The sequence below is a fragment of the Winogradskyella psychrotolerans genome, from assembly GCF_018860565.1.
Lineage (GTDB): Bacteria > Bacteroidota > Bacteroidia > Flavobacteriales > Flavobacteriaceae > Winogradskyella > Winogradskyella damuponensis.
The window spans coordinates 61,481-87,786 of record NZ_JAHKPS010000012.1; the positions used below are offsets into that span (position 1 = coordinate 61,481).

17 protein-coding genes and 1 pseudogene are annotated in these 26,306 nt (G+C 33.4%); 9 read left to right on the forward strand and 9 right to left on the reverse strand.

The features are described 5' to 3' along the window. Positions 1–93: 93 nt before the first annotated feature. Both KO504_RS04420 and KO504_RS04425 read right to left on the reverse strand, forming a co-directional pair. Complete coding sequence (locus KO504_RS04420; RefSeq protein ID WP_215925125.1) at positions 94–1,995, reverse strand: T9SS type A sorting domain-containing protein; 1,902 nt, start codon at positions 1,993–1,995, stop codon at positions 94–96. 40 nt (positions 1,996–2,035) lie between these two features. Next, positions 2,036–7,993 carry a beta strand repeat-containing protein gene (locus tag KO504_RS04425; RefSeq protein ID WP_215925126.1) on the reverse strand — a complete coding sequence of 1,986 codons (5,958 nt, stop codon included), beginning with the start codon at positions 7,991–7,993 and terminating at the stop codon, positions 2,036–2,038. A gap of 587 nt (positions 7,994–8,580) precedes the next feature. Here KO504_RS04425 and KO504_RS04430 point away from each other — a divergent pair. The 6 genes from KO504_RS04430 (at position 8,581) to KO504_RS04455 (ending at position 17,462) form a co-directional block, all read left to right on the forward strand. Further along, positions 8,581–8,943 (forward strand): DUF4870 domain-containing protein, encoded by a 363-nt coding sequence (locus tag KO504_RS04430; RefSeq protein ID WP_092447245.1) that lies wholly within the window; start codon positions 8,581–8,583, stop codon positions 8,941–8,943. A 157-nt stretch (positions 8,944–9,100) separates the two neighbouring features. Continuing rightward, on the forward strand, positions 9,101–12,010 hold the full coding sequence (locus KO504_RS04435; RefSeq protein WP_215925127.1) for a sensor histidine kinase: 2,910 nt from the start codon (positions 9,101–9,103) through the stop codon (positions 12,008–12,010). Positions 12,011–12,017: 7 nt separating this feature from the next. Next, positions 12,018–12,770 carry a LytR/AlgR family response regulator transcription factor gene (locus KO504_RS04440; protein WP_215925128.1) on the forward strand — a complete coding sequence of 251 codons (753 nt, stop codon included), beginning with the start codon at positions 12,018–12,020 and terminating at the stop codon, positions 12,768–12,770. A 113-nt stretch (positions 12,771–12,883) separates the two neighbouring features. Then, on the forward strand, positions 12,884–14,107 hold the full coding sequence (locus KO504_RS04445) for a hypothetical protein (protein ID WP_215925129.1): 1,224 nt from the start codon (positions 12,884–12,886) through the stop codon (positions 14,105–14,107). A 190-nt stretch (positions 14,108–14,297) separates the two neighbouring features. Further along, complete coding sequence (locus KO504_RS04450; protein ID WP_215925130.1) at positions 14,298–16,835, forward strand: T9SS type A sorting domain-containing protein; 2,538 nt, start codon at positions 14,298–14,300, stop codon at positions 16,833–16,835. A gap of 78 nt (positions 16,836–16,913) precedes the next feature. Continuing rightward, complete coding sequence (locus KO504_RS04455) at positions 16,914–17,462, forward strand: hypothetical protein (RefSeq protein ID WP_215925131.1); 549 nt, start codon at positions 16,914–16,916, stop codon at positions 17,460–17,462. A 78-nt stretch (positions 17,463–17,540) separates the two neighbouring features. On the opposite strand, the gene dnaN is transcribed toward KO504_RS04455, so the two are convergent. The 6 genes from dnaN to KO504_RS04485 form a co-directional block, all read right to left on the reverse strand. Then, positions 17,541–18,659 carry a DNA polymerase III subunit beta gene (gene dnaN / locus KO504_RS04460; protein WP_215925132.1) on the reverse strand — a complete coding sequence of 373 codons (1,119 nt, stop codon included), beginning with the start codon at positions 18,657–18,659 and terminating at the stop codon, positions 17,541–17,543. Positions 18,660–18,882: 223 nt separating this feature from the next. Continuing rightward, positions 18,883–20,553, reverse strand: a complete 1,671-nt coding sequence (gldG, locus tag KO504_RS04465) for a gliding motility-associated ABC transporter substrate-binding protein GldG (RefSeq protein WP_215925133.1) — start codon at positions 20,551–20,553, stop codon at positions 18,883–18,885. Then, on the reverse strand, positions 20,540–21,037 hold the full coding sequence (locus KO504_RS04470; protein ID WP_215925134.1) for a hypothetical protein: 498 nt from the start codon (positions 21,035–21,037) through the stop codon (positions 20,540–20,542). The genes gldG and KO504_RS04470 overlap by 14 nt, the downstream gene beginning before the upstream one ends. Before the next feature lies 1 nt (position 21,038). Then, positions 21,039–21,761: a gliding motility-associated ABC transporter permease subunit GldF gene (gldF, locus tag KO504_RS04475; RefSeq protein WP_215925135.1), complete on the reverse strand. Its 723-nt coding sequence runs from the start codon at positions 21,759–21,761 to the stop codon at positions 21,039–21,041. A gap of 136 nt (positions 21,762–21,897) precedes the next feature. Next, positions 21,898–22,194, reverse strand: coding sequence for a putative quinol monooxygenase (locus tag KO504_RS04480; RefSeq protein ID WP_215925136.1), 297 nt, complete (start codon positions 22,192–22,194; stop codon positions 21,898–21,900). A gap of 47 nt (positions 22,195–22,241) precedes the next feature. Continuing rightward, positions 22,242–23,093, reverse strand: a complete 852-nt coding sequence (locus tag KO504_RS04485) for an SAM hydrolase/SAM-dependent halogenase family protein (protein ID WP_215925137.1) — start codon at positions 23,091–23,093, stop codon at positions 22,242–22,244. Between the two features lie 121 nt (positions 23,094–23,214). Between KO504_RS04485 and KO504_RS04490 the strand changes: the two genes are divergently transcribed. The 3 genes from KO504_RS04490 to KO504_RS04500 all read left to right on the forward strand — a co-directional run bounded on the left by KO504_RS04490 (position 23,215) and on the right by KO504_RS04500 (position 25,882). Then, positions 23,215–24,168 carry a PhoH family protein gene (locus KO504_RS04490; protein ID WP_215925138.1) on the forward strand — a complete coding sequence of 318 codons (954 nt, stop codon included), beginning with the start codon at positions 23,215–23,217 and terminating at the stop codon, positions 24,166–24,168. Positions 24,169–24,300: 132 nt separating this feature from the next. Then, positions 24,301–24,816 (forward strand): hypothetical protein, encoded by a 516-nt coding sequence (locus KO504_RS04495; protein ID WP_215925139.1) that lies wholly within the window; start codon positions 24,301–24,303, stop codon positions 24,814–24,816. Between the two features lie 121 nt (positions 24,817–24,937). After that, the gene (locus tag KO504_RS04500) at positions 24,938–25,882 is read left to right on the forward strand and encodes a phosphoribosylaminoimidazolesuccinocarboxamide synthase (protein WP_215925140.1); all 945 of its coding nucleotides are present in this window, start codon (positions 24,938–24,940) and stop codon (positions 25,880–25,882) included. Between the two features lie 83 nt (positions 25,883–25,965). Here KO504_RS04500 and KO504_RS04505 read toward each other — a convergent pair. Continuing rightward, positions 25,966–26,306, reverse strand: a pseudogene (locus KO504_RS04505) (hypothetical protein); the annotation flags it as partial.

A 26,306-nucleotide genomic window follows, 5' to 3' on the forward strand; every position in this document is an offset into this window, starting at 1 on the left:
TATTACGATTCATTAAATGACTAGAAAAAATGAGTTAACATCATTTTTATTTTAAAGCGCATTGATAATTTCTAATTGTTTTGCTATTTAGTCTTATTTATGATTTACTATTAGTTTTTTAGTGAAAGATTCGTTATTAAAAAGTTGAATACTGGCTAAATATACCCCATCATTTAAAGATTTTGATGGGAAATTATACTGATCTTCAATAGATGAAATAGAGTGACTTAAAACTAACCTTCCATTAATATCGTATACTTGGAACGATTTTAAGTTTTTCATATTAGGATTTAATATAAGAAACTGAGATTCTTGATTAATGGCCAAAATATCAAATTGATTTTTAATGTGAGCTTGAGCATTTAAGGTATTATCATCTTGAAAGACAATTCTAAATCGAGCATCAAAATTTCCTTCCTCAATATTTAGATCATAATCCTGTTGTGTCAAATCTATGTAGATATCATTTTCTATATCGTGTAAATATATCGGTTGATCATCTTCGAAATTTTGAACGTCAAAAATGCTAAATTTTAATTGTTGCTGTTGGCTAGACCTAACCACTACAGGTAATGACAAATCTATAGCATAAGCATGTGCTTGAATCGTATAAGGTACCGTACCCAGTATCCAATAAGCATCAGTTGGAGCATCACTAGACGATTTTGCTTCTAATCCATAATCAAATTCAGGAGTTGCTGAATGATGAAAATTATGAAGCAATTGTCTTGTATATTGATCATTAAATGTAACATTTAAACGAAATCTCTTATGATCTTGAGGTACATTATTAAGACCATATTCATTATATAGAAGTTCGCTTGAATCACTATCTTCTGATGAAGTTTGAGTGTTTGCACTTCTAAAGAACATGCTATTACCATCAGAAATCTTTTCATATACGCGATGCGCATTTTTCAGATGCACTAAAGAGCCAGGTAATATACCACTAGCGCCTTCTATCATAAAACCTTGACCAATTGGAATGTATCGTTTTGATATTTTAGAACCTGTATTGTCATCCGGTGATGGGGCTAAAGGTATTGGGTTTCCTGCACCATCATAAGCTGAAAACATGGCATTTACAAAACTTTCAACACCAGTACTAGAGATTGTATATGATGCGTAGCCACCTACATAATCCGAAAGCATATGAGATCCTTCATCGGATTGCTCCCAAAAATACAGCGCACCAGTGGTTGTAGGTTGCGGACTAGGTGCATTATTCAAATTAGTATTTTGTGGATCATGGATAAAACGTAAGGCATCTATCGCTGATGGATAAGGATTACCTATTAACGTAAATTCGTCAGCAGTAACAATATTACTTATGGTTCCATTATTGGCTTTTCCTCTAAAATCATACAATTGGTTGGTAGTTCCCATTACACCTTTCATCGTAAATCCAAGTCCAGGTAAAATAGAGGATGATGCGCCAACATAATTCCAATCGGTGTAGTCATTCGATGTATTAAAGGTGTATAGCCAGCGATTAGAGATTGTTAGTGATGGTGATGAAAATCCGTCAAAGCTAGAGGTGAATTCTACATCAGCACTCGAAGTTAAACCTTCTGGATCTTGTAAGGTTACAAGATAAGTAGCCTCATCAATTAAATTGACACGAGCAGATTCATTCCCAAATAAATTAGAATTATTCCCTACAGGCGAACACCAATAATTATAGGTGTAATTGCTAGCATTACCTGTCTGATAAACACTGAGCTCACCAAGTCCTGTATTAGTAGAAACTTCATTCCCTTGAATAAGTTGTCCCTCTTTTCTTAAATAAAATTTTGAATCCGTTTCACCTAACGTTATAGCATCGTTTACAAAAATAATTTCATCATTTACAATAATAAAATTGTCATTTCTTACGCTTAACTGTGCGTAAGCTGAGAAAGCCGTTCCAAATAACATAATAAAAGCTGTAATAGTCCTTACATGAGTATTGAAAAATGGGTGTTTTATCTTCACAATATTTATAAAATTTATCATAGATATTTATTTAAAAATTAAATAGTGTCTATTACTTATTTTAATTTACTGTAGCTGTAACATTAGATTCATTATATGACCAGTTGTCACTACCTAAGTTTCTTCCCCAAAGCGATATCGTATACGTTCCGTCACAAGAACTATTTGCACCACTGGTCCCATTATAGCCTTTGAAATAATCATGGTTAACTTCTGGAAAATCCCCTCCTGATAAACTGATGTCACTACATCCATCGCTTCCGGTTAAACGAACCTCAAAATTTAAAGTATCCGTAGTACTTGCACCAGTTAGTTTTACTATGGTTGACCAATTTACTAATATAACATCTCCGTTTCTTACATCTAAGGCAGAGGATGCATTAGAAATTCTTCTCCAATCATCCGAACTATTATAATTAGCACCTGTACCTCTGGCAAAAGTTGCACTTCTAGTAGATCTAATGTTTAAAACACCTTGACTATCAGCGTACACAATTCTATTTTGCGAATTGCTTAAATCGCGTACACGGGCTGTGCCATTAATGTCTAATTTTTCTGTAGGTCCAGTTGTGCCAATCCCTAATCCTGTTGTAGTTAAAGTCATTCCAGTACTAGTCGTTACAGCGGTTCCTGCTGTTACACCTTCAGCTAATTCAAATGACATTGCTGCATTTGTACTGCTATCTACATTTACACTTATTCGTGCTGCATTACCGTTTACATCTGGGATTCGAGCTGTATTATTAAAAGTTACGTTAGCATTTCCACCACCATCGTTAGCTGTAAGTGCAACCGAACCAGTATTTATACCTACTTCAATTCTATTGATTTCCATTTGTGAATGCAGTGATGCCGCACGACCCACTTGAATGTTACCGTTGATAATGTTCAGCCTTTCTTCAGGGTCCGACATTCCAATACCAATTCTATTAGTATCAGCGTCTACTGTAAAAGTAGATCCATCAACTTGGAAAGCATCGTTGGCACTACCATTAAAATCTATGGTATTTGCACTTAAATTTATAATTCGATTTGAAGTTAAAGTTCCGTTGGTGTGATACAAGTTATCTTCGGTTCCTCCACCAGCGGCTACAATTTGTGCAGCTGTCCTTCTTCGAATGTTACCACTAGAATCTCTGGTTAAAATATTGTCAGAATCCTCTCCGTTGTTTACCGTTCTAATTCTAGCCGTTCCGCTAATATCTAATTTAGCCGTAGGATCACTTATACCTATACCCACGTTACCACCATCCTCTATAAAGAAGTCATCTGTATTGTTAGTTCCTAATCTTATTTGTCCAGATCCACGACTACGCAAATACATAACACCGTTACCTTCATTATCAATAATAAAATCCCCATCCGAACCATTATTTCTAATAATCTCGGCATCGTTTGCTGTATCAGTATCCGTAAAAAATTGAATTCGAGAGTTTCTGTTACCAGTTCCCATTTCATTAATTCTGAAATCACCATCACGGAAATTATTTGAGCCCAATCTACTGTTTCCATTAACATGAAATCGCTCAGTAGGTGTTATTGTTCCCACTCCCACATTACCGTTACTATTTATTCTTATTCTTTCATTATTATTTGAATAAATAGACAAGTTTCCGTCGCCTTGCTGTTGTAAACCTGTATCTGTGTCACCAATAGCTAGATCTATATTAGGGCTCGTGGTTCCAATACCAACATTATTTGAGCTACCATCGATTACTAAAGTGTTGGCGTCAAAATTAACATCGTAATTATTTTGAGTGATATTACGGTTTCCTGTAATTGTACCACTTGTGGAATAAAAATTATCATCACCTCCGCCACCAGCAGCTACAATCTCTGCTGCTGTACGTTTACGAATATTACCACTAGAATCTCTAGTTAGGATATTATCTGTTGCCGCACCATCATCTACAGTTCTAATTCTAGCATTTCCATTGACATCTAGTTTTGCAGTTGGGTTATTCAATCCCACACCGACATTATTAGTTCCGCCGTCTACAACTAAAGTGTTTGAATCAAAGTTTAAGTCATTAGTCCCAGAAATAAGAACATTTGTATTATTTGTAATAGTACCTCCTAGGCGAACATCATTTCCAGACTTAGTTAAGCCATTACTGGCGGTTATATTAGAAATTCCTGCAGCCGTTACAATTTGTGCAGCTGTTCTTCTGCGAATGTTACCATTAGAATCTCTTGTTAAAATATTATCAGAAGCATCTCCATTATTAACGGTTCTAATTCTAGCAGTTCCATTGACATCGAACTTTGCTGTTGGGTTATTTATACCAATACCTACATTACCACCATCTTCAATATAAAAGTCATCGGTATTGTTGGTTCCTAATCTAATCTGTCCAGATCCGCGGTTACGCAAATACATAATACCATTACCTTCGTTGTCTATTATTAAAGAACCGTCAGTACCACTTGATCGAATAATCTCAGCTTCATTCGCACTGTCTGAGTCAGAGAAGAATTGAACCCTTGAGTTTCTGTTTCCTGTACCCATTTCGTGAAGTCTAAAATCACCGTCATGAGATCTGTTAGTCCCTAATCGGCTAATACCATTGACATGAAATCGTTCTGTAGGTGTTATTGTTCCCACGCCCACATTACCGTTACTATTTATTCTTATTCTTTCGTTGTTATTTGAGTAAATAGATAAGTTGCCATCACCTTGCTGTTGTAAACCTGTATCTGTATCACCAATAGCTAAATCTATATTAGGATATGCGGTTCCAATACCAACGTTGTTTGCGCTACCATCAATCACTAAGGTGTTAGCATCAAAATTAACATCGTAGTTATTTTGAGTGATATTACGGTTTCCTGTAATTGTACCACTCGTAGAATAAATGTTATCATCGTTACCACCACCAGCAGCCACAATTTCAGCAGCAGTTCTTTGGCGCACATTTCCACTTGCATCTTTAGTTAAAATATTATCCGTTGCCGCACCATTATTTACCGTTCTAATTCTTGCTGTTCCATTAACATCAAGCTTAGCTGTTGGGTTATTAATACCAATACCCACTTCATTAGCACTGCCATCAATCACTAAGGTGTTGGCATCAAAATTGACGTCGTAGTTATTTTGCGTGATATTACGATTTCCAGTAATTGTGCCACTAGTAGAATAAATATTATCATCACTACCACCACCCGCAGCTACAATTTGAGCAGCGGTTCTACGGCGTATATTACCACTAGCATCTCTAGTTAAAATATTATCGGTATCCGCGCCGTTATTTACTATTCTTATCCTAGCGTCTCCATTGACATCGAACTTTGCTGTTGGGTTATTTATACCAATACCTACATTACCACCATCTTCAATATAAAAGTCATCGGTATTGTTGGTTCCTAATCTAATTTGTCCAGATCCGCGGTTACGCAAATACATAATACCATTACCTTCATTGTCTATTATTAAAGAACCGTCAGTACCACTTGATCGAATAATTTCAGCTTCATTCGCACTGTCTGAATCAGAGAAGAATTGAACCCTCGAGTTTCTGTTTCCTGTACCCATTTCGTGAAGTCTAAAATCACCGTCATGAGATCTGTTAGTCCCTAATCGGCTAATACCATTAACATGAAAGCGCTCTGTAGGGGCAATGGTTCCCACTCCTACATTACCGTTACTATTTATTCTTACTCTTTCGTTGTTATTTGAGTAAATAGACAAGTTTCCATCACCTTGTTGTTGTAAACCAGTATCTGTATCACCAATAGCTAAATCTATATTAGGATATGTGGTTCCAATACCAACGTTGTTTGCGCTACCATCAATCACTAAGGTGTTAGCATCAAAATTAACATCGTAGTTATTTTGAGTGATATTACGGTTTCCTGTAATTGTACCACTCGTAGAATAAATATTGTCATCGTTACCACCACCAGCAGCCACAATTTCAGCAGCAGTTCTTTGGCGCACATTTCCACTTGCATCTTTAGTTAAAATATTATCCGTTGCAGCACCATTATTTACCGTTCTAATTCTTGCTGTTCCATTAACATCAAGCTTGGCTGTTGGGTTATTAATACCAATACCCACTTCATTTGCACTACCATCAATCACTAAGGTGTTGGCATCAAAATTGACGTCGTAGTTATTTTGAGTGATATTACGATTCCCTGTAATTGTACCACTCGTAGCATAAATATTATCATCATTTCCTCCGCCAGCAGCTACAATCTCTGCTGCCGTACGTTTACGTATATTACCACTATAGTCTCTAGTTAGGACATTATCTGATGCCGCACCATTGTTTACAGTTCTAATTTTAGCAGTACCGTTAACATCCAATTTAGCAGTAGGATTACTAACACCGATACCTACTTCGTTTGCGCTACCATCAATCACTAAAGTGTTGGCATCAAAATTAACATCGTAATTGTTCTGAGTGATATTACGATTTCCAGTAATTGTGCCACTAGTAGAATAAATATTATCATCACTACCACCACCCGCAGCTACAATTTGAGCAGCGGTTCTACGACGTATATTACCACTAGCATCTCTTGTTAAGATGTTATCGGTATCCGCGCCGTTATTTACTATTCTTATCCTAGCGTCTCCATTGACGTCTAATTTAGCTGTTGGGCTGTTTATGCCTATACCAACTTCGTTAGCGCTACCGTCTATGACTAAAGTGTTTGAATCAAAATTAAGATCATAGTTTCCTTGAGATACATAGCGATTTGCAGTAATAGTGCCATTAGTAGAATAAATGTTATCATCATTTCCTCCACCAGCAGCTACGATTTGTGCAGCAGTACGTTGACGAATATTACCACTAGCATCTCTTGTTAAGATGTTATCAGTATCTGCACCATTAGCTACTGTTCTTATTCTAGCATTTCCGTTGACATCCAATTTAGCTGTTGGGCTGTTTATGCCTATACCAACTTCATTAGAGCTACCGTCTATGACTAAGGTGTTTGAATCAAAATTAAGATCATAACTACCTTGGTTTACAAAACGATTACTAGTAATTGTGCCATTAGTAGCATAAATGTTATCATCCTTTCCACCACCTGCAGTTACAATTTGAGCGGCAGATCTACGACGAATATTTCCACCAGAATCTCTAGTTAATACATAATCGGTATCCGCTCCGATATTTACTAGTCTTATCCTAGCGTCTCCATTGACATCTAATTTAGCTGCAGGGTTGTTTATGCCTATACCTACTTCGTTAGCACTACCATCTATTACTAAAGTGCTTGAATCAAAATTTAGATCGTAATTACCTTGGTTTACATAACGATTACCAGTAATTGTACCATTAGAAGCATAAATATTATCATCGTTTCCTCCACCAGCAGCTACAATCTCTGCTGCTGTACGTTTACGTATATTACCGCTAGAATCTGTAGTTAAAATATTATCTGTTGCCGTACCATTATTTACCGTTCTAATTCTTGCTGTTCCATTAACATCAAGTTTAGCTGTTGGGTTATTAATACCAATACCCACTTCATTTGCACTACCATCTACAACTAAGGTGTTAGCATCTATATTTAAATCGTAGTTACCTGTTGTTAATGTCCTATTGGCGTCTAAAGTTAGATTTGTGTTAGCGATATTACTATCCGTAACTGAAACAATATCAGCTAAGGGTACAGTTGCGGTGTTACCATTTTCTAAAGTAATACTAAGGTTTGATCCCGTAACACTAAAATTTGTAATTTTTTGATTATCTGCATTAGTGCCTGCAGCTACACGAACCCATTTACTACTGTCCCAATAATAGTAACCTGGTTCAACATCATTTATAGATTGTGTATTATAAACCAAGAGACTTTCTACGTTGCCGCTGGTAATAGTGGACACATCATTAGTGCCAATAAGTTCTACTCTAGGAATAAGTAAACCTTGTGTACTAGATTCAATTTCTAATATTGAAGATGGATTAGGAGTGGTGGTACCAATTCCTACTTGTGCGTTTGTATAAAAACAAAAACAAAAAAAGACAATTGTAATTTTAAGAACATTGGATAATCGAAGATTCATTTTACCTTTTTATTAGTTAACCTGAGTCCACAAAGTAACAAATTAAAATTCGATAAAAAGCAATTATCATCGGTAAAATGCAAATAAAAACGATTAAAAGGGTGTTTTGTCGTTAAAATACACTTATGTGTTTGGGCTTGAAATTACTTTATTTTATTGATTAATAGGTTTTTAAAACGGTAAATTCATTAAGTGTATTCTTTCAGCAAGGCGAAAAAAAAATGTAGATTATTAATGTTTTGAGTTGAAAAATGATAAACAATAAAAGAAAATTCTTACAAAAATATATTCATTTTTATGAAAAGATTCTTATAATCTCAAAAAAAGTAACACTGTTTTGTTAGTTAATTACAGAAATAATATCAATTATTATCGAAAGATAGTATGATTCAAGTTAATCTAAATTAAATGTATTTTGATTCTAGTTTTTGGATTGAATAAGTAAGCGCTTTCGAGATGTTGCCTTTTAAGTATTATAAAATTGGTAGTAAAAAAGCGGGAAATTGAATTGTAATTTTTACTAATATAAATATTAAGGTGTAACATTTTTAAATGGTTTGCGTCCTATTAGTGTAAAATCATCAATTATGGAATCAAATTATCACACGCTTAAACGCACAGACAACCAATTATTAGTTATTACTCATTTATCACAATTGCTGACCTATGTTACAGGATTTGGTGGACTAATTGCACCACTTATTATCTGGGCGACACAAAAAGAGCAAGTTGATGGTATGGACGCTCATGGAAAGTCTATTTTAAACTTCCAATTAAGCATGTTAATCTATTCTATAATTAGTATTCCGTTAATCTTCGTTGTTGGATTAGGAATCTTAACCTTAATATTAGTTGCAATTTTGGCTTTTGTAATGCCGATTGTAAACGCTATAAAAGCTAGTAATGGAGAATTACCAAGCTACCCATTATCTCTTAATTTTATTAGTTAGTGAATTCCTTTAAAGAAGGGAATTCTTAAGAGATAAATTAAAACGCTTGCAGAAATGTAAGCGTTTTTTGTTTTTAGAAAAAAAATACAGCGTTACAGAAGAATTGACCTTTATGTAAATAATTAAATATTTAAGTTTGTGAATTGTACACTACATTATGTATAATTTTAAAACACATATATTTATTATAGCCTTGTTTTTAATGGCGGCATTCGTTTATGCGCAGAATCCTGTATATGAAAATATGTCTGATGTGTCCACGCTTCCTGATGTAGAGTTTTATGACATACAGGAAGATGATGAACATTATATTTGGTTTGCTGCTGATAAAGGCTTATTTCGTTATAATGGGAAGTCGTATCAACGTTATAGCCATCCCAATCAAAAATCAAATTCACTTTTTCAATTAAAGTTTGATACCGAAAACAAACTATGGTGTAATAATATTTACGGCCAGTTATTCTATGTAGAAAATGATCAATTGGAATTGTTTTACGACGCTAGTGATTTGGTAAAAGGCCAATTAGCAGCCTATACTATTTTAGAACAGCATATCCGTTTGTTTACGACCTCAGGTATTTATGATATTCATAAAAACACCAAGAAAGTTACAAAAGTTTTTGATGGCTGGTGTATTAGTAATGCCAATAGTAAAGACAGTGATTATGTATTTGTGCTGAATAAAGAGGGACAATTTAAAAAACACCGTGTTTATAAAATAGAAGGGGCTAATGCTTCAAAGTTATTTGAAATTAAGAGCTTAAAATTAATACAATCTCCTAAGTTATTTGCCTTTAAAGATGAGGTGTTTTTAACCCACAAAAGTGATGCGGGAAATATTCTTTATGTCATAAATAAAGCGGATGATACTGTAGAGAAAATAAAGACTCCTAATGCTTTAAAATCTGAAACTATTTATAACTTCATAAATTTTGGTAGCGATTATTGGTTTTTAACAACTGCAGGTGTTTTTGTTTTTGAATTTAAAGAGGGACATTTTAATTATAAAGATCGTTTTTTTAAATCTGAATCAATAACTGATGTTGCGATAGATTTTAATCAGAATTATTGGTTTGCAACCTTAGATAATGGTGTGTTGGTGTCGCCAAATTTAAACATTAGACAAACAAATTTAGATTATATAGACGCTAAAGTTACCGCAGCTATTGGGCTAAACCAGAATAAGTTTGTTTTAGGAACTAATAATGGAAAACTACTTTTTTATAATAAGAATCAACTTGTAAAATCAATTCAATTACCTGGAAATAAAATTATTGGGAAGTTTTTTTATGATGCTATGCATGAGCAATTAGTGGTGAGTATTAATGCGTCAGAATCTGTTATTGTTAATTTAAATACGGATAAAATTACAGATGTAAACAATCGGTTTTCCGTTGCTAAAGCATTTTCTAAAATAGATGATAATACCATGTTTTATGGTAACTATCGTCAAGGTATCGTTTATAAACAGCCTTTTAATAATCCAGAAAAAAAGGTTTTAAAAGAAAGTCGTGTCAAAGCTTCGGAGGTTTTAGACGATCACTTGTTTGTTTCCTATATCGACGGATTTTATAAATACAATACCAACACCTTTGTTTCAGAAGAACTAAAATTCGAAAGCAACAGTTTATTGGTGAATGCCATTACAAAAAGCAATGACATCCTTTGGCTAGCAACACAGCATAACGGCTTAATAAAATTTGAAAATAATCGTTTATCAAAATCTGAAATTGATTTGCCAAACCATCTTCAAATAAATAACATACACTGTGATGGTGATGTCCTGTGGATCTCTACAGACGCAGGCTTATTTCAGTATCAAGTAACGCGTAAAACCCTTAAATTACTCAGTGCTCAAGACGGTTTAAATACAGCGGTCAATGATTTTTTGATACTTCAAGATCAAATTATTGTTCCTTTACCAAAAGTGTTTTATACACTGCCTAAAACGCCAGATTTATTTAAAACCTTTAAAACTTCTAAGATTAGGGTAGAGGCTGTTTCAATAAACGATCGGGATACATTGGTGGCAAGCAACTATAAATTGCCTCACGATTTTAATAAAATTGGATTGACTTTCAATGCTAACGGCTTTCAATCTAATCAGCACGTCAACTATCAATACCGTGTAAAACAGATCGACTCAAGTTGGCAAACTATACCATTAAACACACACTTTGTCAACTTTAATAGTTTATCTAGTGGTACCTATACGTTTGAGCTTAAAGCAAAAAATATCAGTGCTAAAACACCTGTTTTTGCTGCGCCAATAACCTTTGAAATAGCAAAACCATTTTGGGAAACTTATTGGTTTTATGGTTTGGTTTTATTGACTGTTTTCGGGTTGATTTGGTTGTATTTTAGGTGGAGATTACAACAAAAAGAAGCCCAACGTATTGCAGAAATTGATAAAATTTTAATCGATAAAAAAATCACGAATTTAAGATTGGAAAATTTGCGTTCGCAAATGAATCCACATTTTATTTTTAATGCTTTAAATTCCATTCAAGATTATATTGTATCGAATGAAAAGGAATTAGCAAGCTCGTATTTAGTAAAGTTTAGCCGATTAATTCGTATGTATCTCGATTATAGTCAGCAAAACGAAATCACCTTACAAGAAGAATTGAATGCTTTAAAATTGTATTTAGAATTAGAAAAAGTACGTTTTGAAGACGAGTTAGAATATCAAATTCATATAGATCATCAACTAAAAACAAAACAAATAAAAGTGCCGTCGTTGTTCATTCAGCCTTATGTAGAAAATGCTTTAAAACACGGCTTATTACACAAAACAAAGGATAGACAATTAAAAGTTGAAGCTAAAATTACTGAAAACAATAACTTACAAATTACCGTTGAAGATAATGGTATAGGTAGAGCACAATCCGAAAAATTAAAACGACCCAACCAACAGCACAAACCTTTTGCAACCAAAGCCAATGAAGAACGTGTGCACCTTTACAAAAATAAATTAAAACGTAATATAACCATTGCTATTGAAGATTTGTACAATGAAAATCAAACCGCTTCAGGAACCAAGGTGGTTATAACAATGCCTATATAATACAACTATGAAAGCCATAATTATAGACGACGAAAAACGCGCCAGACACTTATTATCTAAGCTCATAACTGAACATTGTACAAGTATCACAAGTATTGCCGAAGCGCAAGATTTAACCTCTGGTGTGGACTTAATAAAGTCTTCAAAACCAGATATTGTATTTTTAGATATTGAAATGCCCAACCAGTCAGGTTTAGATATTTTAGAATACTTTCCAAATCATATCGATTTTAAAATCATATTTGTCACAGCGTATAACCAATATGCTATAGAAGCCTTCAAATTATCTGCAGTAGATTATCTGTTAAAACCTGTAGATACTAGCGAACTAAAAGAAGCGGTGGCCAAAGCCGAAGAAGCTATAAAAGCCAATAATTTAAACGATCAATTAAATAAGTTGCGCGACTCTTTAAAGCAGTTGTCCATGGATAAAATAGCCTTAGAAATCCCTAAAGGCATCATGTTTGCATCTCATAACGACATTATTTATTTTGAAGCCGATAGCATGTACACCAATGTACAGCTTATAGATGGCAAACAAAAAACAATTTGTAAACCCTTAAAGCATTTTGTAGTGCAATTAGAAGGTAATGCCATGTTCTTTAAATGTCATCGTTCCTATTTAATTAACTTAAAATACGTGGACGAATTGGTAAAAGATGATGGTGATTATCTATTGATGACGAATAAAAAAAGAATACCTATTTCAAAATCTAAACGCGATCAGTTTTTAGAAGTCATTAAGGAAACGTTTTTGTGATATTAGCTTAAAATTTCGTTTTCATTCAGAAAAAAAATCCACAGCTTTAGAAAAATCACTATTAAGAATGGTGGTTTAGTTACTTCTTTTGAAGTCTATTAAACACAATTCTTATGAAAAAAATAATTCTATTATTAGTTTTAGCATTATGCTACAATACATCCCATGCACAATTGGGCAAAATGCTAAAGAAGAAAGCCAAAGCTGCTGTAGAGAAGAAGCTGAAAAACAAAGAGGAGGCAAGCTCATCTTCAAAATCCGACAATGCTACAGGAATGGTTGGTAGTACTTCAACTTCCAATCAAAATTCATCTAAAACCGAATATACCGATGAAGAATTTAAAGCAGAATTAGCCAAAAAATACCCTAACGACCAAGCGAAGCAAGATTTATACTATCAAAAATATCTTGAGAAAAAACAACAGGAAGCCGACGCTAATAAACCTAAAACAGCCTCTAATATAAGTGATGGCTTTTTATACATGTCTTATCCTTTTGCAATGACTAAAGGGATGAGTGCTGTTGGTGTTGACCGTGTAAAATTAAGACGTCAGATGACTGATATGGGCGATAATATTGATGTATTACCATCCCAAGATCCTGATTATGCTTGGTTACGTTTTTTAACAACTCCAGAGTTAGAAGCCATGTCTCCGGAAGGTTATATAGGTTACGAGCTTGTTTCAGGGATGTTTACCACCAAAGTTGGTGCAGACCGATCACAAACGCTCGAGCTTGGTACAGGAATGCCAATATTGGTGAGAGGAATGCTGATTGCAGACGATGTGTTTGTTATTTACGCGGCATCGCATCAAGGAGGACATGCGTTTAATGTACCATCGTATATGCATCAAAAAGATATTACCATTTTAAATGTAATTGGTAAAGGTGAGCAGCAATTTCATTTAGATTGGCTAGAAAAAGCAAAACCTATTGTGCAAGAATTTGAAGCGACCTTAAAAGCTAATTATGATGCCGCAGCAAAATCTACTATGGCGGCTATAAAAATGCCAAAAGCAGGATCAATGAATAGTAACACATCATTAGTAAGCTTTGCTAAACAAAATGTGTCTAAAACGATAGAAAAAGATGGTGCTAAACTGTTGAAAATTAACATAGAATCTAACGACTGGAGTGTGGTTAAAAACAAATACACAGGTCACATTTTATACCGTTGGATTAAAGGGGCATTTACCGAAAAAAATAAAAATAACGACTGCTACTTACAAGGCTTTTTAATTAAGCAATACTATGATGGTTCTGGCTATGGTAGTTCTGAATTTGGTGGAATTATACACGGTCAAATGCCTTACGGTCAAAAAATGAATTGCGAGTAAAAGGAGTTATCGTTTTTATGGTTCATTAAAGTCTGCTTATCAAAGCAGGCTTTTTTTATAACCTATAATGCAGGTATAAACTTTAGGTTTCATTTAGAAAGAAATTTCAGTTATTCAGAAAAAAGCAAATTGAAAACCTTTCAGTTGATTGTTGCTTTGTAGTCTATTAATTGAAAAAATCTCAACTAAAATGAAAAAAACTTTACTCTTATTTACAACCTACTTGTGTTTGGGTTTGTTTTCGGCTTTTGCACAAAACGTAAACATTCCAGATGAAAATTTTAAAGCATATCTTGTTGGAAATACAGCTATTAACACAAATGGTGATACTGAAATTTCTGTGGCAGAAGCACAAGCTTTTACAGGTGAATTATTAATTAATGGTTTGTCTATTGAATATTTAACAGGTATTGAAGAATTTGTTAATATTACACGTTTAGATTGCTATAACAATAATTTAACGTCTTTAGATGTAAGTAATAACCTTGCATTAACGCGTTTACACTGTTCTGATAATCAAATAGAAACATTAGATATTAGTGCAAATACGCAAATTACAGATATTCAATGTCATAATAATGGCGTTTTAAGTGAGTTAAACATTGCCAATGGTAATAACAGTAACATTAACTGGATGAAAGCTTATGGTAATAGTTTATCATGTATTCAAATAGACGCTGGTTTTACACCACCAGCAGATGCCGGAATATACAGTCAAGGTTGGACCAAAGGTGACTCGGCAGTTTATGGTGACGATTGTGCTGCGTTAAACCAAATTGTAAACATTCCAGATGATAGTTTCAAAAGTTATTTAGTAAACAATAATAGTATCAATTTAAATGGTGATACTGAAATAACTTTGGCTGAAGCGCAAGCTACAACCGAGTTAATTATGGACGGTATTGGTATTGAAGACTTAACAGGTATTGAAGCTTTTACCAATTTAACGCGTTTAGATGTGCCTAATAATAGCTTAACTACTATTGACGTGAGTAACAACTTATCATTAACACGTTTGCATGCTGGTTTCAACAACTTAACAAGTTTAGACATCCGTTTAAATACAAATATTAATGAATTGTTTTGTCATGAAAATAGTGCATTAGAAACGTTGTTAATTTCTAACGGAAACAATAGCAATTTCACCTACATGAAAGCGTATAGTAATACAAGTTTAACATGTATTCAAGTTGATGCAGGCTTTTCACCACCAGCAAACAGTGGTCTGTATAATGTAGGTTGGACTATAGATAATCAAACAAGTTATAGCGAAAATTGTATACCAGCAGTGTATTATGTAGATGCCAATGCAACAGGTGCCAACGATGGTAGCTCATGGACAGATGCTTTTACAAACGTAACAGACGCTTTAGCACTTACCAATTTAAATGATGCTGTTTGGGTAGCAAAAGGCACGTATACATTGGCAGATAAAAACACGCCAATAAGCGTTAATACAAACGAAGTAGATATTATTGGAGGTTTTGCAGGAACCGAAACAACCATAGCAGATAGAGACTTTACAGCTATTCATACTACAAATGCAACCATTTTTACAGGTGATATTAATGGAGATGATATTGATGGTGATTTCTCTTCGAATAAAACCGATAATGCAGAGCGTTTATTTGAAGTAACAGTTAGTGATGTGACTTTTGATGGGATTATTTTTGAAAATATTTATGACACATCACAATCTGGTGGTGTTAATGAAAACGGCGTAATCTTTATTCCTAATAGTTCAAGTATTAATAACCTAAAAATTAAAAATTCGGTATTTAGAAATAACTATTCTAACGGTTATTTGCTTAAAATGAGAACATTAAACGGAGGGTTGCTTGTTGAAAACACCAAGTTTATAAATAACACCATTGTTAATATGGGATTGGTTTACGTACAATCTGACAGCACAAACGGTTATATTTTTACACGATGGGCAAATGTTTTGGTGGCAGATAATGATATTAATCTTTCAGCATTAAACATTTATAGAGAAGGCTGGAATAATGGTAATACTTTAGATGTAGTAATAAATAACAGTACATTTGTTAATAATGATTATAATGGTACTTATGGTAATTCTATTACAGCTTCAGGAGATGCAAGTGTCAACCTAAATGTTAATAATTCTATCTTTTGGCAGAATACTGTTAATGGTTCAGCAGCTACTAGAGATATTTCCGACGGATTAGATTCTTCTTACAATGTATTTATTAAAAATACTATTGCAGCAGTACCTTCAAACGCTGGAACTTACGGAACGTTTTCTACTACTAACTTAACCACTTTAGATCCAGCAACAGATAACTTAAATTTAGATGCTGATTACAAACCAACATCAGCTTCAACTTATATCATAGACGAAGGAGATAATTCACTTTATGATGTCGCTTTATTTGGTGATTTGGACTTATCTGGAAACGATAGGGTTTTCAATACCACTATAGATTTGGGGGCTTATGAGTATAATTCTTCATTAGGATTGGATACGATTACTCTAAATACAAATGCAGTAAAACTATACCCGAATCCTGTAAGCGATAGATTATATATTCAATCTACTGAACAGATTGAAAGTGTAGCTATTTACAACATTAATGGGCAATTAGTAAAAGAATCTCACACCGTTAATAACGGTATTGACGTGTCTAATTTGTCTACAGGATTATACCTTATTCAAATGAAAACCGCTTCTTCATCTATAAACCAAAAGTTCTTTAGAAACTAAAGTTGCGGTTGTGTTAACTTCTTTGCGCTCACTTTTGTGAGCGCTTTTTTTACCAAATCATTCAAAACATATTTAATAATGAAACATTTAAAATTTTATACAATTGTACTATTTGCAATGCTTCTAACAGCGTGTTCTTCAGATGATGATAATTCTGATACCTATGAAAATCATATTACGGTAGGGGAATCTGTATTTGAAATGCATACCGTAATTGTAGAGCCTTCACTGAATAGTGTGTTTTTAAGTTTAACCAATAGCTCTGAGGCCGAAATAGTAGCCGCTTCTGATGGTACTACATTGAGTAATGTAGATTTGTTTACAGCACGAATTAGTTATTTAGATTTAACACCTGGAGTAACTTATGAGTTGTCCGAAATCTCAAGTTTAGAGTTCATAGTAAATGGCTCTATTGTTGGTGGTGAATTTGAAAACGGAATCAGTCAGTTTTACAAAAGCGGAAGTAACACAGATTTAGAAGTTACCCAAGGCAGTATTACAATAACGGAATATGATGTCGATGTTATTCGTTTATCGTTTACGTTTACAAGAGCAGATGGCGTTGTGATTTCAGGAGATTATGAAGGTTCATTTCTTTATATAGATAATAATAATAATCTTAATTGATAGTTATTATATTAACTAAAAAAGCTCACCTATTAGTGAGCTTTTTTTTATATATAAATATTATGAGTAATAAAAAGTTTAACTATTAAGCATCACTGGCATTACAAGCATAGTTACGTGTTCACCTTCATCTAAACCATCAATTGGTGTTAAAATACCAGCTCTGTTTGGTAAACTCATTTCTAACTGAACGTTATCTGAGTTTAAATTGTTTATCATTTCGGTTAAGAAGCGAGAGTTAAACCCAATTTGCATATCGTCGCCTTGATAATCACAAGTTAAGCGCTCTTCTGCTTTGTTTGAATAATCAATATCTTCTGCAGAGATGTTTAATTCTGCACCAGCAATTTTTAAACGAATTTGGTGTGTAGTTTTATTAGAGAAAATACTAACACGACGTACAGAGTTTAAAAATTGTGTTCTATCAATTACTAATTTATTTGGATTTTCTTTAGGAATTACCGCTTCGTAATTCGGATATTTTCCATCAATTAAACGACAAATTAATACTGAGTTTTCAAAAGTAAACTTGGCATTAGATTCGTTGTATTCTACTAATACATCATCATCACTTCCTGCTAAAATTCCTTTTAAAAGATTTAAAGGTTTCTTAGGCATAATGAATTCAGCAGTTTCGGTTGCACTCACATCATTTCTAGTATATTTTACTAATTTGTGAGCATCAGTAGCTACAAAGGTTAAATTATCTTGAGAAAACTGAAAGAACACACCGCTCATTACAGGTCTTAAGTCATCATTACCAGCAGCAAAAATTGTTTTGCTAATCGCTGTTGCTAAGATGTCTCCCATAATAGTTGTTGTACTAGCATCTTCAATAGAAACTGCATTTGGAAATTCAGCACCATCAGCATAAGCTAAAGCATATTTACCATGATTAGAGCTAATTTCTACCGTGTTATTTTCTTCAACAACAAAGGTTAAAGGTTGCTCAGGAAAGGTCTTTAAAGTATCTAGAAGTAATCTTGCAGGTAAGGCAATGCTGCCTTCAGAATCACTTTCAACATCTATTGTAGCAGACATCGTTGTTTCTAAATCACTCGCAGAAATCGTTAATTTTGATTGGCTAAGTTCAAATAAGAAATTATCTAAAATAGGTAGTGTATTACTGTTATTAATAACACCTCCTAATACTTGAAGTTGCTTTAATAAATAGGTGCTTGAAACAATGAATTTCATGTGTTTTATATTAATTGTTTTTAATTCGTTACATGGAACATCTTAAATTAAATTCTTAAGATAAAACTCAACCTTGTTAGATTAGAGGTTTCATGCTGAATATATGTATTTTATACTTTTAATTGGTATTACAAATATATCTTAATAGAAGGGTTTTTTAAAACAAACTTATTAACAAATTCTACTAATTAAAGTCGTATTTTATTGCATTAAAAACAAGTTTTTAAGACGTGTATTTACGTTTTCTCAAATAATTAAATACAAAACCAAAGAGACCTAAAAGTATGAGTGGCAAAGCAATATTAATAAATTGCCATGTGCCTTTACTGTCTTTTATTTTATCTGCATCTAAAAAAGCGACATTAATTTCTTTAGCTCTAATGTTTATAAGTCCTGTATCGTCTAAAAGATAATTAACTGTATTTAGTAAAAATTCTTTGTTGCCAAATGATTTTCCGGTGAATTGATCAAAGCCTAATTCTAAGGGTCTATTTTTTATGACTTCATTTTTTATCACATTACCATCTGAAACCACAACCATTTTTGTCGCCTTACTTTTAGATTTAAAATCATTTACTTTAAATGGTAAAACACGTTGGTCATAAACTGAAGAAAATTCACCTTCTAACAATACCGCTAAATTTTGAGGACCTAAGTTATAACTTGCTTCGTTAGGTGCTTTAGTGACATTGTTTAAAGAAATAGATGTTGGTGCACCTTCTGTTTTAGATTTTGGTGAACTCTGTAGCAAAATAGATTTTTTGATGCTATTTTTTAAGGTATCAATTGGACTTGCAAAATCAAACTTTACTAAATTTAAGTTTTTGGTGATTGAATGTTTAGGATTTGATGCTGCCAAAGGTGAATATTGCCATTGAATAGGTTGCATTTGTGCTTCACTACCTTCTCCTATAGATAACATAATTGGGGCAGAGTAGAGGTCTTTGACTAAAGTAGGATTTACTCTAACGCCATATTTAAAGAAAAAATCATTCATGTTTAAGTCACGTATAATCGATACTCCAGTTCCTGTCGCATTATATAAACTGTCTTTGTCCATTATAACAGACTCTGTAAGCCATAGACTTTTACCTCCATTCATGGTGTATTGATCTAAAACTAATTTTTCATTTTCGGTAAAAGGAATACTTGGTTTTGCCGCAACAATTAAATCGTAGTCTTTAAGTTTATCTAATGTACCTTGTGGATTGGTAGCCACACTATCTAAGGTAAATTGCGCTAAATTATAATACGGTTTCACCGTTTTTAGAAAGTCGGCTATATAAATGTCATCTAATTCACCATTCCCTTTTAAAATAGCAACCTTTTTTGATTTCCCATTTACTAATTTACTAAAACCGTCGGCAAAGGCATATTCTAGAGCTTGTACTGAATTATTAATTTGTTCTTGTAACCCTTGAGTAATGCTTCGTTTTAAAAGTGGAATTTTAAGGGTTTCACCTTTATAGCTAGCAAAAGCCCATGGAAAAATAATGTCTTGAGTTACTTTTCCTGTGCTGTTATCTGTGTTTATGTATGGTTCTAATCCTGCATTTGTTAATTCTTCAATATAGCGTTGACGTGTAGTTTCATCTTCAATTGGATCAATATAGTTAATGAATATTTGATTGGATTCTAACTGAAATTCTTCTATAAGTTGTTTTACTTCTGATTGAAGTAATCTAAATTCAGAAGGAAAATCACCTTCCAAAAAAACATCTATAATTAAAGGTGAGTCTAAATCGCTTATCAATGACTTTGAAGCATCTGAGAGTGTATAGCGATGATCTTTAGTTAAATCGAAACGCTGATAAACCGAACTCGAAATTGTATTTACAATGATGAGTCCTGCAATAATAGCAACAATATGTAATATAGATTTATTTTTTTTCATTCTCGAAAGTTATTTCTTCTTGATACGGTCGTATAGATATGACTTTATCATTTTTAAATGTGATTTCTACACATTCTTTTTTATCATTAAATGCGCCAGGTTCTATGCCAAGTCCATAATTCCATTTGTTGTTATCATGTGCGTTTTGAGCATCATCCCAAGACAACCATTCTACTTCTCCTAAAAGAGTTTTAACATTAGCTTTTGAAGCTCCAATTAACGTATCTGTTTTTATAATATTATCAATCATCTCATAACGCAAAGCGGGTTCTTCTATCCAAGCTTCACTATTAAAATATTTTTGATGATGGTAACTACTAATAATATTTAGAAAAGGATAAAACATAAAGAAAAACACAAAAGGTGTAAGCACTAAGCTTATTATAGCCGAGAGCCATTTGCGTTTGTCAACAGTATTTAAAAATAAAAATAGGAGTACAAAAACGACAATTAAGAATATGACTAATAAAGGAGTGATTATCATATTATTGTTTTTGAATTCTGAGTTTTGTAAATAATAAAAAAGCTAAGGCAATACTTATAAAGTACACTAAATCTCGCGTGTCAATAACACCACGACTCATACTATTGTAATGAGCAGACATGCCAAGGTTTTCCATGTAAACTAAATTGTTTAATAGGTTATAATTAGATAGGCCTTCAAACCCAAAATAGAAAAAGAAACATATAAAAACAGCAATGATAAATGCTACAATCTGATTATCAGAAAGGGTAGATGCAAACACACCAATGGCAGTATAAGCGCCAACTAAAAACAATAAGCCAAAATAAGAGCCAATAGTGCTTCCCATATCAAGGTTCCCTGTTGGATTTCCTAATTGAGACACTGTATAAACATATAAGAAAGTTGGAATTAAAGCCATTAAAATAAGCGTAAAAGCACCAAAATACTTTCCTAATACAATCTGAAAATGAGAAATAGGTTTGGTAACTAATAACTCTAAAGTGCCTTGTTTTTTCTCATCACTAAAACTACGCATGGTTACTGCTGGGACTAGAAAAATAAGAATCCAAGGCGCGAGTAAAAAGAATGATGATAAAGAGGCTTGTCCATTATCTAATATGTTAAATTCACCTTTAAATACCCATAGAAATAACCCATTGAGTAATAAAAAGACGCCAATAACCAAATAACCAATTGGTGAAGCGAAGAAGGTGTTTATTTCTTTTTTTAAGATTGCTAGCATATTATATCGTTAGTTCTCGTCATTACTCACGCTAATTATGTAACGTAGTAATCTGTTTATGTTTCGTTTTAAATTTAAAAGATTGCAACATTTAGCTTGCAATGACATTTCAATTTATATTTCAAATTAAAGTTTATCAATTTAAACTCGTCAATTTATCGACACTCCAAGCTTCAGGTTTTGCATTGAATTTTGGTTTTGTGTTTGCCCAAACGTCTTTAAATAAGTCGGAATGTCTGTAATTATTTAAATCGTCTTCAGAACTCCAGTAGCTATACGTAAAAAAAATATTGGTTTTATTCTGATCGCGATAGAGTTCTAAAAACTGACAACCTTCAAAGTTCCTGATTTTTTGTTTTACTGTTTCAAAATTAGCCAAGAATTCTTCAATTTTTGACGGTTCAAAACTCATTTTTACAATTCTTACTAACATAATTTTATTATAATTCTTAGATTCTTTCTGATGAAAATATTTTTCTGCTATGCTAGATTTGATGAAGGGCTTCCAAAATTAACCGTCACAGTATCCATAGTTTTTAATCCCATTAAAGTAGAAGCACCTCCTACAGTAGTAAGGTTGCTTTTATAAATTGCAATTTCTAAATATCCAGAAGAATTAAAAACAACTAAGCCTTTACCTTCAACATCGCGTTTAGATTCTTCTTTTGTAAAATCAATTAGATCACTAAATTTATTGTAGATTTTATTAAACCGTTTATTGCGAGCAAAAACTTCATACGGTCTATTTTTCTGAACCGTTTCAAAAAAATTACGTTTAATATTAGTGACAACATTTCCGTAATTATCAATATAAATCACAGTGCCAATAATTTGGTTGTACTCATCATTAACAAACGGAACTAAATTTTTGATTGGCTTAATAGTGTTAATAACTTTTCCTATGACATCAAGTGTGCCACCACGTGCAATATGGCAGGCTACTTTTACAAAAATGTCTAATACAGGAAAATTAGTTTCCACTCTATCATGTATATTAATCTCTACAATTTTCTCTGGCGCGATTTCTGCGCAAATCATACTCATTATGCCGTTGTTTGCGCATATAAAGTAATGGTCATCTAATTTGACTGCAATATGCTTATTTTCAGGGCTTAACTCTGAGTCAATTCCTATTAAGTGAATCGTTCCTTTAGGGAAACTGCTATAGGCATTCTGAATAATATAAGCCGCTTCAGAAATGTTAAAAGGCGAAATGGAATGCGATATATCTACAATATTAATCTGCTCAAGCTCGCTATAAATAGCTCCTTTTATGGCTCCAGCAAAGTGATCTTTTTCTCCAAAATCAGTCGTTAAAGTGATTATAGCCATGGATTGATTGTTGATATTTTTTTATGATTTGTGGTTGTAAAATTACTAGATTTGTGTGTATACACAAGAATTACAAAATTAAGAAAAGAAAACAGATTAACACACTAAATATAGCTCGCTTTTGAATGAACTGATCCTAGAACTCGAAGAAATATCTCCAAAAGAATTCTTCGGAGCGCAAAATGCTAACATTGAACTTCTTAAAAAGTACTTTCCTAAACTTAAAATAGTTGCTAGAGGTAACAAATTAAAGGCCTACGGAGATGAAGATTTACTCGAAGAGTTTGATCGTAGAATGACCATGTTAATGAAACATTTTGGAAAGTATAACAAGCTCGATGAAAACGTTATAGAGCGCGTGCTTACAAGTCAAAGTAGTGATGACTATACAACGTCAACTAGAAGCGATGAGGTTATAGTGCATGGTGTAGGAGGAAAGCTCATTAAAGCACAAACAGCAAATCAGCGTAAGTTGGTAGAAAGTATGCGAAAAAATGATATGGTTTTTGCTATTGGGCCTGCGGGAACTGGTAAAACTTATACAGGAGTTGCTTTGGCTGTACAAGCGTTAAAAAGAAAAGAAGTTAAACGTATTATTTTAACACGCCCTGCTGTTGAAGCTGGTGAAAACTTAGGGTTTTTACCTGGCGATTTAAAGGAAAAGTTAGATCCGTATATGCAACCGTTGTATGATGCTTTGCGTGATATGATTCCAGCAGAAAAATTAGAGAGCTATGTAGAAAAAGGCGTTATACAAATTGCACCTTTAGCTTTTATGAGAGGGCGAACTCTAGATAATGCCTTTGTTATTTTAGATGAAGGCCAAAATACCACACATGCCCAAATGAAAATGTTCTTAACCAGAATGGGTAAGAATGCCAAGTTTTTATTTACAGGTGATCCTGGGCAAGTAGATTTACCACGTCGTACCATCTCTGGACTAAAAGAAGCCCTTTTAGTGTTGAAAAATGTTGAAGGTATTGGTATGATTTATTTAGACGATAAAGATGTGATTCGCCATAAGTTGGTTAAGAAGGTGATTGCAGCTTATAAAAGTATTGAAAATAGAGAGTAGTGTGTTAAAATGTTGTAAGTGAGGTTATTATGTGTTTTCAGCTTTTAATTGTATAAAATTTAGTAGAAATCATATAAATATTTAGCGGTTAACCTAGTTTAAATTTGTGGTATAATAAAAACTTACAACAACATGAAGAAAGTATTTTTAATTATCGGAATTACATTAGGATTAAGTCCATTATTTGCTCAAGAAGAAGACATCGATTTAAATGCAGACAATTCTTGGCTTAAAGCAGGTTTAACAGCAGGCATACCAGTAGGTGATGCAGATGAAGCGTCATCGTTTGCTTTAGGTGTAGATTTGAGAGGACAATACTTATTTAATCCTAATTTAGGAATTGGATTGGCTTCTGGTTACACTAATTATTTTGGAGAAGATGAGAATGATGATTTCGGAATCGTTCCACTTGCAGGATTTATTCGTTATTATTTTACGCCTGATGGCTTGTTTTTTGGCACCGATTTAGGTTATGGGTTTTTAACCGGAGTAGATGATAACGAAGGTGGACTTTATGTAAATCCACAAATAGGTTACCATAATCGCGATTGGAATTTTTACGCTTATTATCAAAATACATTTGCAGAAAATGATATAGATATCCAAGCTGTAGGAATTGGAGCAACTTATAATATTAGGTTTAAATAAGATAAACCACATAAAAGTTAAATTAAAGAGGAGAAAGTTTATTTCTCCTTTTTTTATGGAGTTTATTGTTTGACCCAAGTAAAGAAATTACATTTGTAGTTCACAACTAAATGATGATTAAATGAACACCATAGTAGATACCAATTTCAACTTTCCGAATCAGAAAAGTGTTTATAAAGGAAAAGTAAGAGAAGTCTATAATATTAATGATGAGCAATTGGTTATGGTTGCCACAGATCGTCTTAGTGCTTTTGATGTGGTGATGCCTAAAGGGATTCCTTACAAAGGCCAAATCTTAAATCAGATTGCGACTAAAATGATGAAGGAGACTGAAGATTTAGTCCCTAATTGGTTGGTGGCTACACCAGATCCTAATGTGGCTGTTGGTCATTTATGTGAGCCTTTTAAGGTTGAAATGGTAATCCGTGGTTATATGTCTGGCCATGCTGCAAGAGAATATAAAGCAGGAAAGCGAATGTTATGCGGAGTTGAAATGCCAGAAGGCATGAAGGAAAATGATAAATTTCCTGAAGCGATTATTACACCTGCAACAAAAGCGGAAATGGGTGATCATGATGAGGATATCTCTAGAGAAGATATTCTGAAAAAGGGCATTGTCTCTGAAGCGGATTATATTGTTCTTGAAGATTATACCAGAAAATTATTTCAACGTGGAACAGAAATTGCTGCAAATCGAGGCTTAATTTTGGTGGATACCAAATACGAATTTGGAAAAACTAAAGACGGTAGAATTGTTTTAATTGATGAAATTCATACACCAGATTCTTCACGTTATTTCTATGCAGAAGGTTATCAGGAGCGTCAAGATAAAGGTGAAGCACAGAAGCAATTGTCTAAAGAGTTTGTGAGACAGTGGCTTATTTCTAATGGATTTCAAGGGTTAGAAGGGCAAACACTTCCAGAAATGAGTGATGCTTATGTGCATTCTGTAAGTGAGCGTTATATTGAGTTATATGAACAGATTACAGGTGAAACTTTTGTGAAAGCAGATGTGTCAGATATACATAATAGAATTGAAACTAATGTTTTAGCCTATTTAAAATAATCCAAAAATAGAAGCTGTTTTAGAACAAAAAAGAGGTGTATAAATTATTTATACACCTCTTTTTTATTTAAAGAAGTTGTTATTTATAGTGCATACCATGTACCGCTTACATAAATAAGTTGTACTGCAGATCCACCACTTAAGACTAGAGGAGTTGAAACTAAAGAGCCACCAGCTTTTAAGTTGTTACCATTTGCATTTAAGGAAGTACCTCCTTCATGATAAATATATACAATTTGACCTTCTTGAGGAGTTGCTGGTAAAGTTAATGTCATTGTACCAGAGCTTATAACAATTTGACTTTCTGTAGTGATAGTTGTATTAGAACTTACGACAGTGACTGTGTAATTTCCTCCATCAGTGCCATCTGCTCCTGCAGGTCCAGCAGGTCCCATTGGTCCTGCTGGTCCAGTTGGTCCTTGAG

What these genes read in the sequence shown, in the direction of transcription:
- KO504_RS04420 (WP_215925125.1), bottom strand. Translation starts at nt 1,995, where the DNA reads ATGATAAATTTTATAAATATTGTGAAGATAAAACACCCATTTTTCAAT.
- KO504_RS04425 (WP_215925126.1), bottom strand. Translation starts at nt 7,993, where the DNA reads ATGAATCTTCGATTATCCAATGTTCTTAAAATTACAATTGTCTTTTTT.
- KO504_RS04430 (WP_092447245.1), top strand. Translation starts at nt 8,581, where the DNA reads ATGGAATCAAATTATCACACGCTTAAACGCACAGACAACCAATTATTA.
- KO504_RS04435 (WP_215925127.1), top strand. Translation starts at nt 9,101, where the DNA reads ATGTATAATTTTAAAACACATATATTTATTATAGCCTTGTTTTTAATG.
- KO504_RS04440 (WP_215925128.1), top strand. Translation starts at nt 12,018, where the DNA reads ATGAAAGCCATAATTATAGACGACGAAAAACGCGCCAGACACTTATTA.
- KO504_RS04445 (WP_215925129.1), top strand. Translation starts at nt 12,884, where the DNA reads ATGAAAAAAATAATTCTATTATTAGTTTTAGCATTATGCTACAATACA.
- KO504_RS04450 (WP_215925130.1), top strand. Translation starts at nt 14,298, where the DNA reads ATGAAAAAAACTTTACTCTTATTTACAACCTACTTGTGTTTGGGTTTG.
- KO504_RS04455 (WP_215925131.1), top strand. Translation starts at nt 16,914, where the DNA reads ATGAAACATTTAAAATTTTATACAATTGTACTATTTGCAATGCTTCTA.
- dnaN (WP_215925132.1), bottom strand. Translation starts at nt 18,659, where the DNA reads ATGAAATTCATTGTTTCAAGCACCTATTTATTAAAGCAACTTCAAGTA.
- gldG (WP_215925133.1), bottom strand. Translation starts at nt 20,553, where the DNA reads ATGAAAAAAAATAAATCTATATTACATATTGTTGCTATTATTGCAGGA.
- KO504_RS04470 (WP_215925134.1), bottom strand. Translation starts at nt 21,037, where the DNA reads ATGATAATCACTCCTTTATTAGTCATATTCTTAATTGTCGTTTTTGTA.
- gldF (WP_215925135.1), bottom strand. Translation starts at nt 21,761, where the DNA reads ATGCTAGCAATCTTAAAAAAAGAAATAAACACCTTCTTCGCTTCACCA.
- KO504_RS04480 (WP_215925136.1), bottom strand. Translation starts at nt 22,194, where the DNA reads ATGTTAGTAAGAATTGTAAAAATGAGTTTTGAACCGTCAAAAATTGAA.
- KO504_RS04485 (WP_215925137.1), bottom strand. Translation starts at nt 23,093, where the DNA reads ATGGCTATAATCACTTTAACGACTGATTTTGGAGAAAAAGATCACTTT.
- KO504_RS04495 (WP_215925139.1), top strand. Translation starts at nt 24,301, where the DNA reads ATGAAGAAAGTATTTTTAATTATCGGAATTACATTAGGATTAAGTCCA.
- KO504_RS04500 (WP_215925140.1), top strand. Translation starts at nt 24,938, where the DNA reads ATGAACACCATAGTAGATACCAATTTCAACTTTCCGAATCAGAAAAGT.